This window comes from Pseudomonas sp. H1h (assembly GCF_000633255.1).
Lineage (GTDB): Bacteria > Pseudomonadota > Gammaproteobacteria > Pseudomonadales > Pseudomonadaceae > Aquipseudomonas.
In genome coordinates, this window is record NZ_AYMJ01000031.1 from 351,280 (window position 1) to 368,090 (window position 16,811).

General features: G+C 60.0%; 17 protein-coding genes. 15 read left to right on the plus strand and 2 right to left on the minus strand.

Annotated elements, in window-relative coordinates:
* Window positions 1-125 precede the first annotated feature (125 nt).
* Window positions 126-3,347, minus strand: a complete 3,222-nt coding sequence (gene rne / locus U862_RS0125595) for a ribonuclease E (RefSeq protein ID WP_025113007.1) — start codon at window positions 3,345-3,347, stop codon at window positions 126-128.
* Window positions 3,348-4,046: 699 nt separating this feature from the next.
* Between rne and rluC the strand changes: the two genes are divergently transcribed.
* From rluC to sppA, 3 genes are read left to right on the plus strand one after another with little or no spacing between them, the layout of a single operon-like run.
* Window positions 4,047-5,009 (plus strand): 23S rRNA pseudouridine(955/2504/2580) synthase RluC, encoded by a 963-nt coding sequence (gene rluC, locus U862_RS0125605; RefSeq protein WP_025113008.1) that lies wholly within the window; start codon window positions 4,047-4,049, stop codon window positions 5,007-5,009.
* Window positions 4,996-5,661, plus strand: coding sequence for an HAD-IA family hydrolase (locus tag U862_RS0125610; protein ID WP_025113009.1), 666 nt, complete (start codon window positions 4,996-4,998; stop codon window positions 5,659-5,661). The genes rluC and U862_RS0125610 overlap by 14 nt, the downstream gene beginning before the upstream one ends.
* Before the next feature lie 21 nt (window positions 5,662-5,682).
* Window positions 5,683-6,672 carry a signal peptide peptidase SppA gene (sppA, locus tag U862_RS0125615; protein WP_025113010.1) on the plus strand — a complete coding sequence of 330 codons (990 nt, stop codon included), beginning with the start codon at window positions 5,683-5,685 and terminating at the stop codon, window positions 6,670-6,672.
* Window positions 6,673-6,720: 48 nt separating this feature from the next.
* On the opposite strand, the gene U862_RS0125620 is transcribed toward sppA, so the two are convergent.
* Window positions 6,721-7,299, minus strand: coding sequence for a nucleoside triphosphate pyrophosphatase (locus U862_RS0125620; RefSeq protein ID WP_025113011.1), 579 nt, complete (start codon window positions 7,297-7,299; stop codon window positions 6,721-6,723).
* 105 nt (window positions 7,300-7,404) lie between these two features.
* Here U862_RS0125620 and U862_RS0125625 point away from each other — a divergent pair, with 105 nt between their 5' ends.
* The 12 genes from U862_RS0125625 to U862_RS0125680 all read left to right on the plus strand — a co-directional run bounded on the left by U862_RS0125625 (window position 7,405) and on the right by U862_RS0125680 (window position 16,805).
* A complete protein-coding gene (locus U862_RS0125625) occupies window positions 7,405-7,932 on the plus strand; it encodes a YceD family protein (RefSeq protein ID WP_003204262.1) in 528 nt (175 codons plus the stop codon).
* Between the two features lie 13 nt (window positions 7,933-7,945).
* Entirely contained in the window at window positions 7,946-8,128 is a 183-nt protein-coding gene (rpmF, locus tag U862_RS0125630; protein WP_003179396.1) for a 50S ribosomal protein L32, read from the plus strand.
* Between the two features lie 4 nt (window positions 8,129-8,132).
* A complete protein-coding gene (plsX, locus tag U862_RS0125635) occupies window positions 8,133-9,143 on the plus strand; it encodes a phosphate acyltransferase PlsX (protein ID WP_081794923.1) in 1,011 nt (336 codons plus the stop codon).
* A gap of 123 nt (window positions 9,144-9,266) precedes the next feature.
* The gene (fabD, locus tag U862_RS0125640; RefSeq protein ID WP_025113013.1) at window positions 9,267-10,205 is read left to right on the plus strand and encodes an ACP S-malonyltransferase; all 939 of its coding nucleotides are present in this window, start codon (window positions 9,267-9,269) and stop codon (window positions 10,203-10,205) included.
* 16 nt (window positions 10,206-10,221) lie between these two features.
* The gene (fabG, locus tag U862_RS0125645; RefSeq protein ID WP_025113014.1) at window positions 10,222-10,962 is read left to right on the plus strand and encodes a 3-oxoacyl-ACP reductase FabG; all 741 of its coding nucleotides are present in this window, start codon (window positions 10,222-10,224) and stop codon (window positions 10,960-10,962) included.
* A gap of 196 nt (window positions 10,963-11,158) precedes the next feature.
* On the plus strand, window positions 11,159-11,395 hold the full coding sequence (gene acpP, locus U862_RS0125650; protein WP_003175607.1) for an acyl carrier protein: 237 nt from the start codon (window positions 11,159-11,161) through the stop codon (window positions 11,393-11,395).
* A 108-nt stretch (window positions 11,396-11,503) separates the two neighbouring features.
* Entirely contained in the window at window positions 11,504-12,748 is a 1,245-nt protein-coding gene (gene fabF / locus U862_RS0125655; protein WP_025113015.1) for a beta-ketoacyl-ACP synthase II, read from the plus strand.
* Entirely contained in the window at window positions 12,748-13,563 is an 816-nt protein-coding gene (gene pabC, locus U862_RS0125660) for an aminodeoxychorismate lyase (RefSeq protein ID WP_025113016.1), read from the plus strand. The genes fabF and pabC overlap by 1 nt, the downstream gene beginning before the upstream one ends.
* 3 nt (window positions 13,564-13,566) lie before the next feature.
* Complete coding sequence (gene mltG, locus U862_RS0125665; protein WP_025113017.1) at window positions 13,567-14,763, plus strand: endolytic transglycosylase MltG; 1,197 nt, start codon at window positions 13,567-13,569, stop codon at window positions 14,761-14,763.
* A gap of 19 nt (window positions 14,764-14,782) precedes the next feature.
* Entirely contained in the window at window positions 14,783-15,415 is a 633-nt protein-coding gene (tmk, locus tag U862_RS0125670; protein WP_025113018.1) for a dTMP kinase, read from the plus strand.
* Window positions 15,408-16,391: a DNA polymerase III subunit delta' gene (locus U862_RS0125675; RefSeq protein WP_025113019.1), complete on the plus strand. Its 984-nt coding sequence runs from the start codon at window positions 15,408-15,410 to the stop codon at window positions 16,389-16,391. The genes tmk and U862_RS0125675 overlap by 8 nt, the downstream gene beginning before the upstream one ends.
* 57 nt (window positions 16,392-16,448) lie before the next feature.
* Window positions 16,449-16,805, plus strand: a complete 357-nt coding sequence (locus U862_RS0125680; RefSeq protein ID WP_025113020.1) for a PilZ domain-containing protein — start codon at window positions 16,449-16,451, stop codon at window positions 16,803-16,805.
* Window positions 16,806-16,811: the final 6 nt, after the last annotated feature.

The window sequence follows — 16,811 nt, forward strand, 5'->3', positions numbered from 1 at the left end:
GTCAGTGGATACACATTTATCTGAACCACCGCTATCGCGAGCAGGCTCGCTCCTACAGGGGATAGTGGAGGCATAAAAAAGCCCCGCCTGATTGCTCAGGCGGGGCTTTTTATTGGCTTTCGGAATCAGACGAGCGGTTTAGGCTCGTGTTCTTTTTCCTCGGCCTCTTGGTGATGCTCGACCGCGTCCTGAACGGAGCGCGGTGCTTCGGCGATCACCGACTCAACCACGGCTTCTTCAGTAACGGATGCAGCAGCAACTTCGACCACTTCAACTGCCGGAGCAGCAGCGGCAGCCAGTTCGGCTTCCTTCTGCAGACGCTCTTCTTCACGCTTGCGACGACGCACTTCACGTGGATCGTTTGGCGCGCGGCCGCTTGGCGTCAGAGCGCTGACCGGAGCCGGTGCCTCAACTACCGGCGCTGGCACTTCGGCAACGACGGGTGCTTCGACAGCCGGTGCTTCAACCGCAGGCGTCTCAACCACTGGCGCTGGAGCTGGTTCGGCAGCAGCAACCACTGGCTCGGAGACCATTGCCTGCACAACTTCAGCTTCAGCCACAGGAGCTGGTGCTTCGGTCACTGCCGGTTCGGCAACCCAGTTGAAAGCGGTCTGCTCTTCGCGAACTTCACGCACGGTTTCGGTCACGGTTTCAACAACCGGCTCGGCAACCACGACTGGCGCTGGTTCTACCTGAGGCAGGGTTTCTTGAACCGGGGCCACTTCGACTTCCGGAGCAGCAACCACTTCTACCGGAGTGCTGGCTTCAACAACCGGCGCTTCCACTGGAGCGGTTTCCTGAACAGCAGCAGTGGCGCGTTCAGCTTGCTCGTGCGCTTGTGCTTCGGCAGGAGCGCTGATCACGCTGCTGGCAACAGCGGCGGTCACGGCCAGGCCGGCAGCCAGTTCGGCAGTGCTTGGGCCTTCAGCGTTTTCGCCGGACTCGGATTCTTCCGAACCTTCGATCACGTTGCCGTTGGCATCACGCTGACGCTCGCGACGGTTGCTGCGACGACGCTGACCACGGGAACGACGACGTGGACGATCGCCTTCGGCGTTGTCCTGACCGTCTTCCGGCAGTTGCTCTTCGTTGCTGATCACTTCTTCTTCAGCGACGGCAGCGGCGGCTTGTTCGGCGCGCGGTTGACGCTCTTCACGCGGCGGACGCGGTGCGCGCTCTTCGCGTGGCTGACGAGCCGGACGCTCTTCGGCAACTACCGCGGCAACGGCAGCGGCTGGAGCGGCCGGGGTAGCATCCAGTGGCTCGCGCAGTTCACGTACACGCTCTTCGCGCTCGCCACGTGGCTTGCGGTCTTCGCGTGGCGCACGAGGTGCGCGTTCTTCACGCGGGGCGCGTGGTGCGCGCTCTTCGCGGGCGACTGGCGCTTCGGTGCGGGCTTCGCGTGGCTCGCGGACTTCACGGGTCTCACGTGGCTGACGCTCTTCACGCGGCTCGCGCGGGGCGCGTTCTTCACGCGGTGCACGCTCTTCGCGCGGCTTGCGTTCTTCATCGCGGCGACCGTTACGGTTGCGGCTCTGCTGACGACCGTTGCGACGCTCTTCATTACGGGCCGGACGTTCGGTGGCTGGTTTTTCAACCACGACCGGAGCGGCTGGCTCTTCTTTGGTAGCGAACAGGCTGACCAGCGATTTCACCAGACCTTTGAACAGGCTTGGCTCTGGCGCGGCCACTGGAGCCGGTGCCGGAGCAGCAGGCGCGGCCGCTTCGGTCGGAACCGGAGCGTTGGCGCGAGCAGGAGCAGTCTTGACCGCAGCTTCCTGGCGAACCAGGGTGCGGGTCGCAGCGGCTGGCTGGACTTCTTCGACTTCGGCAGCGGCCGCAGCGATTTCGTAGCTGGACTGGTTGGTCGCGGCTTCCGGGCTGTCGTCACGCAGGCGCTGGACTTCGAAGTGCGGAGTTTCGAGGTGATCGTTCGGCAGAATGACGATACGGGCACGGGTGCGCAGTTCGATCTTGGTGATCGAGTTGCGTTTTTCGTTGAGCAGGAACGCAGCGACCGGGATCGGCACCTGGGCGCGCACTTCGGCAGTGCGGTCTTTCAGGGCTTCTTCTTCGATCAGGCGCAGGATCGCCAGCGACAGCGATTCAACGTCGCGGATGATGCCGGTACCGTTGCAACGCGGGCAGACGATGCCGCTGCTTTCGCCCAGCGATGGACGCAGGCGCTGACGGGACATTTCCAGCAGGCCGAAGCGCGAGATGCGGCCGATCTGCACGCGGGCGCGGTCGGCTTCCAGGCATTCGCGGACTTTCTCTTCCACGGCGCGCTGGTTCTTGGCAGGCGTCATGTCGATGAAGTCGATGACGATCAGGCCGCCGATGTCGCGCAGGCGCAACTGACGGGCGATTTCTTCGGCGGCTTCAAGGTTGGTCTGCAGGGCGGTTTCTTCGATGTCGCTGCCTTTGGTGGCGCGCGCCGAGTTGATGTCGATGGACACCAGGGCTTCGGTCGGATCGATGACGATGGAGCCACCGGAAGGCAGTTCAACGACGCGCTGGAAAGCGGTCTCGATCTGGCTTTCGATCTGGAAACGGTTGAACAGCGGAACGCTGTCTTCGTACAGCTTGATCTTGCTGGCGTACTGCGGCATCACCTGGCGAATGAAGGTCAGGGCTTCGTCCTGGGCTTCAACGCTGTCGATCAGCACTTCGCCGATGTCCTGGCGCAGGTAGTCGCGGATGGCGCGGATGATCACGTTGCTTTCCTGGTAGATCAGGAATGGCGCGGAGCGATCCAGCGAGGCTTCTTTGATGGCGGTCCACAGTTGCAGCAGGTAGTCGAGGTCCCACTGCATTTCTTCGCTGCTGCGGCCCAGGCCTGCAGTGCGCACGATCAGACCCATGTCGGCCGGTGCAACCAGGCCGTTCAGCGCTTCACGCAGTTCATTGCGCTCTTCGCCTTCGATGCGACGGGAAATGCCGCCGGCACGCGGGTTGTTCGGCATCAGCACAAGGTAACGACCGGCCAGGCTGATGAAGGTGGTCAGGGCAGCGCCCTTGTTGCCACGTTCTTCTTTTTCGACCTGAACGATGACTTCCTGGCCTTCGCTCAGGACGTCCTTGATGTTGACGCGGCCTTCAGGAGCTTTCTTGAAGTATTCGCGGGAGATTTCTTTGAGGGGCAGGAAGCCGTGGCGCTCGGAGCCGAAATCGACAAAGGCAGCCTCAAGGCTTGGTTCGATGCGAGTGATACGGCCTTTGTAGATGTTGGCCTTTTTCTGCTCGCGTGCACCGGATTCGATGTCCAGGTCGTAGAGGCGTTGGCCATCTACCAGTGCAACACGCAACTCTTCGGGTTGAGTTGCGTTAATCAGCATTCTTTTCATGTAGTACCGTCGGTTTCCGGGCTGCCGGAAACGGCGTTCGGCACACACGACTTCTCACGGTCGGTGTCAGGTGCGTCGGGAGTGGTTGGCCATTCCCGTGTCCAGCGATGTCAGGCCAATTGGGCCGATATCGCGACGTACGCGTCCTGCTTGCTGTGGCTACTTAAGCACTCAGTCAGGAGGAGGAATCAACCAGCGGCTGTGGACGAGATGAAGCGTCTTGATAAAGCCTATTGCTACACAGTCCAGCGGTTGTGCATCTCCACCCTACACGTATCCCTGATAATTCGGGTGCTGCCGCGCGCAGAATCCGCAGCGGGTTGGCATTTACCGTGAGCTCCGAAAGGGGAGGTCACGCATCATGGCTAATTCAGGCGGTGTTTCCGAAGCGCTCGCTCGGGGTCATCAGCAGCTGACTGCACTTTGTGAACTGGCCTCGAATATTTGCCTGTCAGGCGAGTGAAAACTCTGCTCGACGGTGTAATTCAGGCCTCATGTCACCTGCGCTTGTTACAACTGCAAACTCCACCGTTACGTAGCGAAAGCCCCGTAGGACGGCCTCGCGTCCTGGTGAATTGCGTTGGTCAGGGCCGGTTTTTGACCGTGGTTCCGCTGTCCAGGCCGCTTTTGGCGGCGTTCGCGACTATAGCAGCAATGATTAAGTGCTTCAATTCCATAAAAATTGTTATCATCCGCGGCATGACAACTACTGCCCCTTCGACTCCAGGCGTTCAACTGCTTGAAGTCTCGCCGGAGTATGCCGGCCAACGAATCGACAATTTCCTCCTTGCCCGGCTCAAAGGCGTGCCCAAGACCTTGATTTACCGCATTTTGCGTAAAGGCGAAGTGCGCGTGAACAAGGGGCGGATCAAGCCTGAATACAAGCTGCAGGCCGGCGATATCGTGCGTGTACCGCCGGTTCGCGTGCCTGAGCGTGACGAGCCGGTGCCTTTGGCCCAAGGCCTGTTGCAGCGCCTGGAAGCCTCGATTGTCTACGAAGACAAAGCCCTGATCGTGATCAACAAGCCCGCCGGCATTGCGGTTCACGGTGGCAGCGGCTTGAATTACGGCGTCATCGAAGCCTTTCGTCAGTTGCGCCCCGATGCCAAGGAGCTCGAGCTGGTTCACCGTCTCGACCGTGATACCTCGGGCCTGCTGATGATCGCCAAGAAGCGCAGCATGTTGCGTCACTTGCATGCCGCGTTGCGCGGTGACGGTGTCGATAAGCGCTACATGGCACTGGTTCGCGGCAACTGGGCGACCTCGATAAAGCAAGTCCGTGCGGCGCTCGGCAAGAGCAATCTGCGCTCCGGCGAGCGCATGGTCGAGGTCGACGAGGAGGAGGGCAAGGAGTCTGTGACCGTGTTCAAGGTCCTGCGTCGCTTTGGTGATTTTGCCACTCTGATCGAAGCCAAGCCGATCACGGGGCGCACGCACCAGATCCGCGTCCACACGTTGCACGCCGGGCACTGCATCGCTGGCGACACCAAGTACGGCGATGACAGTTTCAGCAAGGAAATCCGTGATCTGGGCGGCAAGCGTCTGTTCCTGCATGCCTACATGCTGACCGTGCCGCTGCCCGATGGCGGTGAACTCAAGTTGCAGGCACCGGTCGATGAAATGTGGGCCAAGACTGTGGAGCGATTGAGTGCGCCCATCTGATTACAAGCTGCTGATTTTTGATTGGGACGGCACGCTGGCCGATTCCATTCATCGGATTGTCGAGGCAATGCACTCGGCATCCGGGCGTTCAGGTTTCGAGTTGCGTGATGATTTTGCCGTAAAAGGCATCATCGGTCTGGGCTTGCCAGAGGCGATCCGCACCTTGTATCCGGACATCAGCGATGCCGAAATGACCTTGTTTCGCGAGTATTACGCGGATCACTACATCGCCGCGGAAGCCGTGCCTTCGCCGTTGTTCGAAGGCGTAGTCGAGTCGATGGCGTCTTTTCGCGAGCAGGGTTATCACCTGGCAGTCGCGACTGGCAAGAATCGTCGCGGGTTGGATCGGGTGCTCAAGGCCAATGGCTGGGAAGATTATTTCGACATCACTCGCGCTGCCGATGAAACAGCGAGCAAGCCGCATCCGCTGATGCTGGAGCAGATATTGGCCCATTGCGGTGTGCGTGCGGAGCAGGCGCTGATGGTCGGGGACTCTTCCTTCGATCTGCTGATGGCGCGTAACGCGGGGATGGATTCGGTGGCGGTCAGTTATGGCGCGCAATCGATCGAATCGCTGCAGCAGTTCGAGCCGCGCCTGTCGATCGACCATTTTAGTGAGTTGCACGCCTGGCTGGGGCAGCAGGCCAAATAAGTTTTTTCTGGGGTGGACTGGATGACCGACGAATGGAAAGCACCGGCCAAGGCAAGTGCCGACGACGGTGACGCAAAGAGCTGGAAGCTGTTGGAAACGACCCTGCTGGCCAGTGTGCAGGAGCAGCGTCGCTCGCGGCGGTGGGGGATTTTCTTCAAGCTGCTGACGTTTGTTTATCTGTTTGTTGCGCTGATCCTGTTCACTCCACTGATGGACATGGAAAAGAGCGCCACCCGTGGTCCGAACTACACTGCGCTGATCGATGTCACCGGCATGATTGCCGACAAGGAGCCGGCCAGTGCCGACAATATTGTCGGAAGTCTGCGTGCGGCCTTCGAGGACAAGAAGGTCAAGGGCGTGATCCTGCGGATCAACAGCCCGGGCGGCAGTCCGGTGCAGTCGGGTTACGTGTATGACGAGATCAAGCGCCTGCGTGGTCTGCATCCGGATACCAAGGTGTACGCGGTCATTTCTGATCTCGGCGCGTCCGGTGCCTATTACATCGCCAGTGCGGCGGATCAGATCTATGCCGACAAGGCGAGTCTGGTCGGTTCCATTGGTGTGACGGCGGCGGGTTACGGTTTTGTTGGCACCATGGACAAGCTGGGTGTCGAGCGTCGCACCTATACCTCGGGTGAACATAAGTCGTTTCTGGATCCGTTCCAGCCACAAAAGCCTGACGAAACCGCGTTCTGGCAGACCGTGCTGGACACCACGCACAAGCAGTTCATCAACAGCGTCAAGCAGGGGCGTGGTGATCGTCTGAAAGACAAAGAGCATCCGGAATTGTTCTCCGGGCTGGTCTGGTCTGGCGAGCAGGCGCTGCCGCTGGGGCTTATCGACGGTCTGGGTAATGCCAGTTCGGTGGCGCGTGATGTGATTGGCGAGAAAGAACTCGTGGATTTCACTGTTCAGGAGTCGCCGTTCGATCGCTTCTCGAAAAAGCTCGGCGCCAGTGTCGCCGAGCAGTTGGCGATGTGGATGGGTTTCCACGGGCCTTCGTTGCGCTGAGCAATCAGTGTGTAAAAAAACCGGTCTTGATGGCCGGTTTTTTGTGCTTCAGGGGATTTGTACGCCCTCTGCCAGCAGCATGTCGATCAGACGGATGAGTGGCAGACCGATCAGGCTGGTGGCGTCCGGGCCTTCGGTGGATTTGAAGAGGCTCACGCCTAGTCCTTCGGCCTTGAAGCTGCCGGCACAGTCGTAGGGCTGCTCCAGGCGCAGGTAGCGCTCGATGCGTGCTTCGTCGAGTTGGCGCATGTGCACGGTGAACGGCACACAGTCGACCTGACAGTGGCCGGTCTGGCTGTTGAGCAGGGCCAGGCCGGTGAGGAAGGTCACGCTGGCGCCGCTGGCGGCCAGCAGTTGCTCTCGGGCCTTGTCGAAGGTGTGCGGCTTGCCAATGATGCGTTCGCCCAGCACGGCTACCTGGTCCGAGCCGATAATCAGATGAGCGGGGTGGCTGGCAGCCAGTGCCCGGGCTTTCTGTTCGGCGAGGCGCTTGACCAGTTCGATGGCTGATTCGCCCGGCTGGTGGCTTTCGTCGATATCCGGCGAGCTGCAGACGAACGGCAGGTGCAGGCGGGCGAGCAATTCCCGACGATAAGTCGAGCTTGAAGCGAGTAATAAAGGCAACATTGACGTCTCCTGAGGCAGGCGCGAATTCTAGCGGAGGCACGCAAGTGACGGACAGGGCACAATTTCCTTTGACATGGGTGGGGGCATCCCTATAATGCTGCGCCTATGTTGAATGACCCGATTCCACCTCACGTTGACCCGCGCAAATTGGCTGATCGTGGCACCACCCTTCAAGGTGAACTGCTGCTGGCCGATTTGAAGAGACTCTGCGACCCGCTTTCCGACGATGTCGGTACGGTGCAGGCCAAATTCGTTTTTGAACGAGATGAACGTAAATCTGTGGTGATCCACAGCTTTATCGACACCGAGGTCAAAATGGTTTGCCAGCGTTGTCTTGAGCTGGTCACCCTGCCGATCCATAGCGAATGCAGTTACGCTGTGGTGAAGGAGGGTGCGAATACCCAGTCGTTACCGAAAGGTTATGACGTGCTGGAACTGGGCGAAGATCCATTGGATCTGCAGTCACTGATCGAGGAGGAGCTTCTGCTCGCCTTGCCCATTGTGCCTGCTCATCATCCGGAAGAATGCCAGCAGCCGGCGGGAGCAGATGAACCCGAACCGAGCGAGGACGAGGTAACGCGGTCCAACCCGTTCAGTGTATTGGCGCAGTTAAAGCGTGACCCAAACGTTTAGGAGTTAATCAATTATGGCTGTTCAGCAGAACAAAAAATCCCGCTCTGCCCGTGACATGCGCCGTTCGCACGACGCTCTCGAGGCTAGCACCCTGTCTGTAGAAAAAACCACCGGTGAAGTTCACCTGCGTCACCACGTATCGCCAGAAGGCGTATACCGTGGCCGTAAAGTGATCGACAAGGGCGCTGACGAGTAATCACTTGTCCGCTCAAGTCATCGCGATTGACGCAATGGGCGGGGACTTCGGTCCCCGCAGCATTGTTCAGGCCAGCCTTGCTTGCCTTTCTGCTACGCCCTCGCTGCACCTGACCCTTGTCGGTCAACCCTCCCTTCTTGAAGAATTGATCAATGGCCAATCGGCTGCGGATCGCTCGCGCCTGACGATTGTCCCGGCGTCTGAAGTCATCACCATGGATGAAAAGCCGACCCAGGCCTTGCGTGGCAAGCCGGATTCGTCGATGCGTGTCGCCCTTGAACTGGTGCGTGACGGCAAGGCTCAGGCCTGTGTCAGCGCCGGCAATACCGGAGCGTTGATGGCGCTGTCGCGATTTGTCTTGAAGACGTTGCCGGGCATCGACCGTCCGGCAATGGTTGCCGCGATTCCGACACAGACAGGTTATTGCCAGTTGCTCGACCTGGGCGCCAACGTCGACTGCAGTGCCGAGCATCTGTTGCAGTTCGCGGTGATGGGCTCGGTGGCGGCGCAGACGCTGGGTATTGCCCGGCCACGGGTAGCGCTGCTCAACATCGGCACCGAAGACATCAAGGGCAATCAGCAGGTCAAGCTGGCGGCGTCCTTGTTGCAGGCGGCCCGAGGCATCAACTACATCGGTTTCGTCGAGGGCGATGGCCTGTATCGCGGCGAGGCTGACGTGGTGGTCTGTGACGGATTTGTCGGCAATATCCTGCTCAAGTCCAGCGAAGGCCTGGCGACGATGATTGCAGCGCGCATCGAGGCCTTGTTCAAAAAGAACATGGCGAGCCGTGCTGTCGGTGCCTTGGCGCTGCCGTTAATGAAGCGTTTGCAGGCCGATCTGGCACCGGCGCGACATAACGGCGCAAGCTTCCTCGGTTTGCAGGGCATTGTGGTGAAAAGTCACGGTTCGGCCGGGGTTCAGGGCTTTCAGAGTGCGATTCAGCGTGCGCTGATCGAGATTCAGGAGAATCTGCCCGAGCGTCTTCATGGTCGTCTGGAGGATTTGTTGTCTTAGGCGTTTTCGTCGGACAATGCTTAAATGTGACCGCCCGGTTCAAAGGGCCATCCAACTGTCAGTTTCTGGCATCCCCCGGTGGGGTGTCATTTTTCGACGACAAGATCATTAGGGGCTTGTTACATGTCTGCTTCCCTCGCATTCGTCTTTCCAGGACAGGGTTCGCAGTCCCTCGGCATGCTGGCCGAGCTGGGCGCGGAATATCCGCTGATCCTCGAAACATTCAAAGAAGCCTCCGCTGCTCTGGGCTATGACCTGTGGGCGCTGACCCAGCAGGGTCCGGAAGAGCTGCTCAATCAAACCGACAAAACCCAACCGGCCATTCTGACCGCCTCGATCGCCCTGTGGCGTCTGTGGCTGGCTGAAGGCGGTGCGCGTCCGGCATTCGTTGCCGGTCACAGCCTGGGTGAATACAGCGCACTCGTCGCTGCTGGCAGCCTGACACTGGCGGATGCGGTAAAGCTCGTTGAGCGCCGTGGTCAGCTGATGCAGGAAGCCGTTCCGGCCGGGCAGGGCGGTATGGCTGCCATCCTCGGTCTGGAAGACGCTGACGTACTGGCTGCCTGTGCAGAAGCGGCGCAGGGCGAGGTGGTCAGCGCGGTAAACTTCAACTCGCCAGGCCAGGTGGTCATCGCTGGTGCCAAGGCTGCTGTTGAGCGCGCCATCGAAGGTTGCAAGGCCCGTGGTGCCAAGCGTGCCATGCCGCTGCCGGTGAGCGTGCCGTCGCACTGCGAACTGATGCGTCCGGCCGCCGAGCGTTTTGCCGAATCCATTGCCGCCATCGACTGGCAGGCGCCGCAGATCCCGGTGGTACAGAACGTCAGCGCGCAAGTGCCAGCCGATCTGGAAACCCTCAAGCGTGATCTGCTTGAACAGCTGTACAAGCCAGTTCGCTGGGTTGAGTCGGTCCAGACCCTGGCCGCCAAAGGCGCGACCAATCTGGTCGAGTGCGGCCCGGGCAAGGTGCTGGCGGGTCTGAACAAACGTTGCGCCGAAGGCGTTTCGACTTCCAACCTCAATACCCCAGATGCTTTCGCTGCCGCCCGTGCAGCGCAAGCCTGAATCAGGAGAAACTTGCATGAGTCTGCAAGGTAAAGTTGCACTGGTTACCGGTGCAAGCCGCGGTATCGGCCAGGCCATCGCTCTGGAACTGGGTCGTCAGGGCGCCATCGTTGTTGGCACCGCGACCTCCGCCAAGGGCGCCGAAGCGATTGCCGCCACTCTGAAAGAACACGGTATTCAGGGCACTGGTCTGGAACTGAACGTCACCAGCGACGAGTCGGTCAGCAAAGTGATTGCGAGCATTCAGGAGCAGTTCGGTGCGCCGGCGATTCTGGTCAATAATGCCGGTATCACCCGCGATAACCTGATGATGCGCATGAAAGACGATGAATGGTACGACGTGATCGATACCAATCTGAACAGTCTGTATCGCCTGTCCAAGGGCGTTTTGCGCGGTATGACCAAGGCGCGCTGGGGCCGAATTATCAGTATTGGCTCGGTGGTGGGTGCCATGGGCAACGCAGGCCAAGTAAACTATGCAGCCGCCAAGGCCGGTCTGGAAGGTTTCAGCCGTGCGATGGCGCGTGAAGTCGGTTCGCGTTCGATTACGGTCAACTCGGTAACCCCAGGGTTTATCGACACCGATATGACCCGCGAGCTGCCTGAAGCACAGCGTGAAGCCTTGCAGACGCAGATTCCGCTGGGTCGTCTGGGACAAGCTCAAGAGATCGCATCCGTGGTCGCTTTTCTTGCATCCGACGGTGCGGCATACGTCACTGGGGCTACAATCCCGGTGAACGGTGGGATGTACATGTAAGTAAAATGTGACGGATTGCTTCAAAAAAATGTCATACGAGCTGTCTAAAATCCGTTATAAAGCTGCAATCTATTTATAGGCAGAGGGCCGCAGGGTTTGAGGAGTGAAGCTTTCAGTTGAAAAGCTGAAAAGTCTTTCTATACACTTACCCACTGGCCAGCTGCCTGAATTTGTCCATTAGGAGTGAAAACAAGGTATGAGCACCATCGAAGAGCGCGTCAAGAAAATCGTTGCCGAGCAACTGGGTGTTAAAGAAGAAGAAGTGGTAAACACCGCTTCCTTCGTAGAAGACCTGGGTGCCGACTCCCTTGACACCGTTGAGCTGGTGATGGCTCTGGAAGAGGAATTCGAGACCGAAATCCCTGACGAAGAAGCTGAGAAGATCACTACTGTACAAGCTGCAATCGACTACGTTACTAGCCACCAGGCGTAATAGTTTGTAATCGTTGTTTGCTGTCATGGAAAAACCGCACTGCCATCATGGCGTGCGGTTTTTTCTTTAGGCCTGATGCAAAGTCGTCATTTGAAAAAGGAGAGTGCTGTGTCGCGTAGACGCGTCGTAGTCACCGGTATGGGTATGTTGTCGCCACTGGGCACGGATGTGCCGAGCAGTTGGCAGGGCATTCTGGCTGGCCGCAGTGGCATTGGTCTGATCGAACACACCGACCTTTCTGCCTATTCCACCCGTTTTGGCGGCTCGGTAAAGGGCTTCAATGTCGAGGAATACCTGTCGGTCAAGGAAGCACGCAAGCTCGACCTGTTCATTCAGTACGGTCTGGCCGCGGGTTTTCAGGCTGTTCGCAACGCAGGTCTGGAAGTCACCGACGCCAACCGTGAGCGCATTGGCGTGGCCATGGGTTCGGGGATCGGCGGCCTGACCAACATCGAAGAAACCAGCCGTACTCTGCATGAGACGGGCCCGCGTCGAATCTCGCCATTCTTCGTGCCAGGCTCGATCATCAATATGATTTCCGGTTTTCTGTCCATCCACCTGGGTGCACAGGGGCCTAACTACGCCATTGCCACAGCCTGTACGACCGGTACGCACTGCATTGGCATGGCGGCGCGCAACATCATGTACGACGAAGCCGACGTGATGATTGCCGGCGGCGCCGAAATGGCCGCGTGCGGCCTGGGCATGGGTGGCTTCGGCGCGTCCCGTGCACTGTCGACCCGCAACGATGAGCCGACCCGCGCCAGCCGTCCATGGGACAAGGGCCGTGACGGCTTCGTGCTGTCCGACGGTGCCGGTGCGCTGGTACTCGAAGAACTCGAGCACGCCAAGGCTCGCGGTGCGACCATCTATGCCGAGCTGATCGGCTTCGGCACCAGTGGCGATGCGTTCCACATGACCTCGCCACCTGCTGATGGCGCCGGTGCAGCCCGCTGCATCACCAATGCCCTGCGCGATGCGAAAATCAATATCGACCAGGTGCAATACATCAACGCCCACGGCACCTCGACGCCGGCCGGCGACCTCGCCGAAGCCAACGCGCTCAAGAGCGTGTTCGGCGATCACGCCTACAAGCTGGCGGTCAGCTCGACCAAGTCCATGACCGGTCACCTGCTGGGTGCGGCGGGGGCGGTCGAGGCGATCTTCAGTGTGCTGGCGATCAACAGCCAGGTGGCACCGCCAACCATCAACCTCGACGAACCGGATGAAGGCTGCGATCTCGATTTCGTGCCGCACACTGCGCGCAACATGGACATCGACGTCGTATTGTCCAACTCCTTCGGTTTTGGCGGCACCAACGGCACGTTGGCGTTCCGTCGGTTCGCCGGCTGATGGACAGCTGGGTCGACGGTCAGCCGGCTGACGCTCTGTCGCTGAAAGATCGCGGCCTGGCTTACGGCGATGGTCTGTTCGAGACCATCGCCGTGCAAGGCGGCGAGCCTGTGCTGCTGGACCGACACCTGGCGCGTTTGGCCGATGGCTGCGCGCGTCTGGCCATCGCGACTGATATCGAGCGGGTGCGCCAGGAGCTGCTGAGCTATGCGGCAGCGATGGGCGAGGGGGTGCTCAAGCTCATTCTCACCCGGGGCGACGGCTTGCGTGGCTATGCGCCTGATCCTGCGGCGCCGGGCCGACGTATTCTGCAAGGCAATCCTCCTGCTGCTTATCCTGCCGTGCATGGTGAGCAAGGTGTACGCTTGTTTCCCTGTGTCACTCGGCTGTCGAACCAGCCATTGCTGGCTGGGCTCAAACATCTGAACCGCCTGGAGCAAGTGCTCGCCCGTGCCGAATGGCACGACAGCGAACATGCCGAGGGCTTGATGCTCGATCAGGCCGGACGGGTCGTTGAGGGCGTCTTCAGCAACCTGTTTCTGGTGCGCGACGGCGTATTGATCACCCCGGATCTGAAGCGCTGCGGCGTGGCCGGTGTGATGCGTGCAGAAATCTTGTTTCAGGCCGAATCATTGGCTATCCCCACCCAAATCACCGACATCAACCTCGAACAACTGCAATGGGCTGATGAAGTCTTCATTTGCAACAGCGTATATGGTGTCTGGCCGGTACGTGCCTACGCTGCACTGAGCTGGCCGGTTGGCCCGCTCACCCGTAAACTGCAAGCCATTGCCCGCGCGCTACTGGATGCCTGATTCGTGAGACATAAACTCTTGCTGCTGCTGGAAACCGGACTGGTTCTGGCAGGGCTGCTGTTGGGCGCCAGCGCCTGGAAAATTCATTCGGCGCTGGAACAGCCCCTGAACATCACGCAGGAAGAACTGCTGGATGTGCCAAAAGGCTCGACGCCTACCCGTACCTTTCTTGGACTCGAAACCGATGGCGTCATCAAGGACGCCTTCTGGTTGCGCATCTATTGGCGTTTCAATCTGACCGGTACGCCGATCCATAGCGGCGAATACCGCATGCAGCCGGGCATGACCGTCAACGGTCTGATCGACCTGTGGAAGCGTGGCGAAGTGGTGCAGTACAACCTGACGCTGGTCGAGGGCTGGAATTTCCACCAGGTCCGGGCGGCACTGGCAAAAGATGAAAAAATCGAACAGACCCTCAAGGGCCTGAGCGACAGCGAAGTGATGGAGAAAATTGGCCATCGCGGACTGTTCCCGGAAGGTCGTTTCTTTCCGGACACCTACCGCTTCGTGCGCGGAGTCTCCGACGTCGAATTGCTGAAGAAAGCCTTTGATCGCCTGGACGAAGTGTTGGCCAAGGAGTGGGAAAACCGCTCGGCCGACGCGCCGTACAGCGAGCCTTATCAGGCGCTGATCATGGCTTCGCTGGTGGAGAAGGAAACCGGCGTGCCACAGGAACGCGGGCAGATTGCCGGCGTGTTCGTGCGCCGTATGGCGCTGGGCATGCAGCTGCAAACTGACCCGACCGTGATCTACGGCCTGGGCGAGCGCTACACCGGCAAGTTGACCCGCGCTCATCTCAAGGAGCCAACGCCGTACAACACGTATGTGATTCCCGGATTACCGCCGACGCCGATCGCCATGGTCGGCCGTGAGGCGATTCATGCCGCGCTCAATCCGGTGGAAGGCAACAGCCTGTATTTCGTCGCCCGTGGCGACGGTAGCCATGTGTTCTCCGATGATCTGGACGCACACAACAGTGCGGTGCGCGAGTTCCAGCTCAAGCGTCGTGCCGATTACCGCTCCAGCCCGGCCCCGGCGAATGCGCCAGCCGCTCCGGCCACGGCCACCGAAGAGACGATCCCCGCAGCGTCCCCCGATACCGCTCCGGAGTCGCTGCCGCAGGTTCCTCCTCAAGCGCCTGCGCCAGCCCCGGCACCTGCTGCCGAGCCCGGCGCGGCAGCACCGCAAAACGCGCAATGACTTTGATTAAGGACTGCCTGTGACTGGCTTGTTTATTACCCTGGAAGGCCCGGAAGGCGCCGGCAAGAGCACCAACCGCGAGTACCTCGCCGAGCGTCTGCGCACGCAAGGTATTGAAGTGGTGCTGACCCGCGAACCCGGCGGCACGCCGCTGGCCGAACGCATTCGCGATGTGCTGCTGGCCCCGGCCGATGAAGTCATGAACCCCGACACCGAGCTGTTGCTGGTGTTCGCCGCCCGTGCCCAGCATCTGGCCGAGGTCATTCGTCCGGCACTGGTCCGTGGCGCCGTGGTGCTGTGCGATCGGTTTACTGACTCGACGTACGCCTATCAGGGCGGTGGTCGCGGTTTGTCGCTGGAGCGTATTGCGGCACTGGAGACGTTTGTTCAGGGCGACCTGCGCCCGGACCTGACGCTGATTTTCGATCTGCCGGTGGAAATCGGCCTGGCCCGCGCCAGCGCTCGCGGGCGCCTGGATCGTTTCGAACTGGAAGGCCGGGCGTTCTTCGAAGCGGTGCGCAGTGCGTTTCTCAAGCGTGCCGAAGCCGAACCTGCGCGTTATGTGCGGATCGATGCCGGTCAGCCGCTGGCAGACGTTCAGCGCTCGCTGGACACGCTGTTGCCGCGTCTGCTGGAGCTGACCCGTGGCTGACGCCTATCCATGGCAAGACAGCCTCTGGCAGCAGTTGGCCGGGCGTAGTCAGCATGCTCACGCGTATCTGCTGCACGGCCCGGCCGGGATCGGCAAGCGCGCGCTGGCCGAGCGGCTGATGGCCAGCCTGCTGTGTCAGCGTCCGACGCCCGAGGCTTGCGGCGAGTGCAAGTCCTGCCTGCTGCTCAAGGCCGGCAGTCACCCGGACAACTACATCCTTGAGCCGGAAGAAGCCGACAAGGCGATCAAGGTCGATCAAGTCCGTGATCTGGTCAGTTTCGTGGTGCAGACCGCGCAATTGGGCGGGCGCAAGGTGGTGCTGATTGAACCGGTGGAGTCGATGAATATCAACGCCGCCAACGCCTTGCTCAAAAGCCTTGAAGAGCCATCCGGCAATACGGTGCTGTTACTGGTCAGCCACCAGCCGAGCCGGTTGCTGCCGACGATCAAGAGTCGTTGCGTGCAGCAGGCGTGTCCATTGCCGAGTGAGGCCGCAAGCCTGCAGTGGCTGGCACAGGCGCTGCCGGAGTGTTCTACCGAGGAGCGCGTCGAATTGCTGACGCTGGCGGCCGGTTCGCCACTGGCGGCGGTCAGCCTGCAGGCCCAGGGCGTGCGGGAACAGCGCGCGCAGGTGGTCGAAGGCGTGAAGAAGTTGCTCAAGCAACAGCAGTCGCCGACACAACTGGCCGAAGAATGGAAAAACATTCCGATGCTGCGTCTGTTCGACTGGTTCTGCGACTGGTCGAGCCTGATCCTGCGTTATCAATTGACCCAGGATGAAAACGGCCTCGGTCTGACCGACATGCGCAAAGTGGTGCAGTATCTGGCGCAGAAAAGCGCGCAGGGCAAAGTCCTCGACATTCAGGACTGGATTCTCGCCCAGCGGCAGAAGGTCCTGAGCAAAGCCAACCTCAATCCAGCGTTGCTGCTGGAAGCCTTGTTGGTGCAGTGGGTGAGTTTGCCGGGTCACCGGTAATCGCCCCCAAAACGACTGTGTGCGCCTAGACTCTGAACATCAGTAGTGGAGGTCAACATGAATGAACCCATGAGCCCGGGGCCGCGCAACGGCATCCTGTCCCTGACCATCAAGGACAAGTCGGTGCTGTACGCCGCCTACATGCCGTTCATCAAGAACGGTGGCCTGTTCATCCCGACCAACAAGAGCTACAAGTTGGGCGATGAGGTGTTCATGCTGCTCAACCTGATGGACGAGGCGGAGAAGATTCCGGTGGCCGGCAAGGTCGCCTGGATTACCCCCAAAGGCGCCCAGGGCAATCGTGCCGCCGGTGTCGGCGTGCAATTCAATGAAGGCGACAACACCGCCCGCAGTCGCATCGAAACCCATCTGGCCGGAGCCCTGAAGTCCGACCGTCCCACTCATACGATGTAAGTTGCA

Excerpts from the sequence above, each read along its gene's own strand:
- rne (WP_025113007.1), bottom strand. The coding sequence starts at position 3,347 with ATGAAAAGAATGCTGATTAACGCAACTCAACCCGAAGAGTTGCGTGTT.
- rluC (WP_025113008.1), top strand. The coding sequence starts at position 4,047 with ATGACAACTACTGCCCCTTCGACTCCAGGCGTTCAACTGCTTGAAGTC.
- sppA (WP_025113010.1), top strand. The coding sequence starts at position 5,683 with ATGACCGACGAATGGAAAGCACCGGCCAAGGCAAGTGCCGACGACGGT.
- U862_RS0125620 (WP_025113011.1), bottom strand. The coding sequence starts at position 7,299 with ATGTTGCCTTTATTACTCGCTTCAAGCTCGACTTATCGTCGGGAATTG.
- U862_RS0125625 (WP_003204262.1), top strand. The coding sequence starts at position 7,405 with ATGTTGAATGACCCGATTCCACCTCACGTTGACCCGCGCAAATTGGCT.
- rpmF (WP_003179396.1), top strand. The coding sequence starts at position 7,946 with ATGGCTGTTCAGCAGAACAAAAAATCCCGCTCTGCCCGTGACATGCGC.
- fabD (WP_025113013.1), top strand. The coding sequence starts at position 9,267 with ATGTCTGCTTCCCTCGCATTCGTCTTTCCAGGACAGGGTTCGCAGTCC.
- fabG (WP_025113014.1), top strand. The coding sequence starts at position 10,222 with ATGAGTCTGCAAGGTAAAGTTGCACTGGTTACCGGTGCAAGCCGCGGT.
- acpP (WP_003175607.1), top strand. The coding sequence starts at position 11,159 with ATGAGCACCATCGAAGAGCGCGTCAAGAAAATCGTTGCCGAGCAACTG.
- pabC (WP_025113016.1), top strand. The coding sequence starts at position 12,748 with ATGGACAGCTGGGTCGACGGTCAGCCGGCTGACGCTCTGTCGCTGAAA.
- U862_RS0125680 (WP_025113020.1), top strand. The coding sequence starts at position 16,449 with ATGAATGAACCCATGAGCCCGGGGCCGCGCAACGGCATCCTGTCCCTG.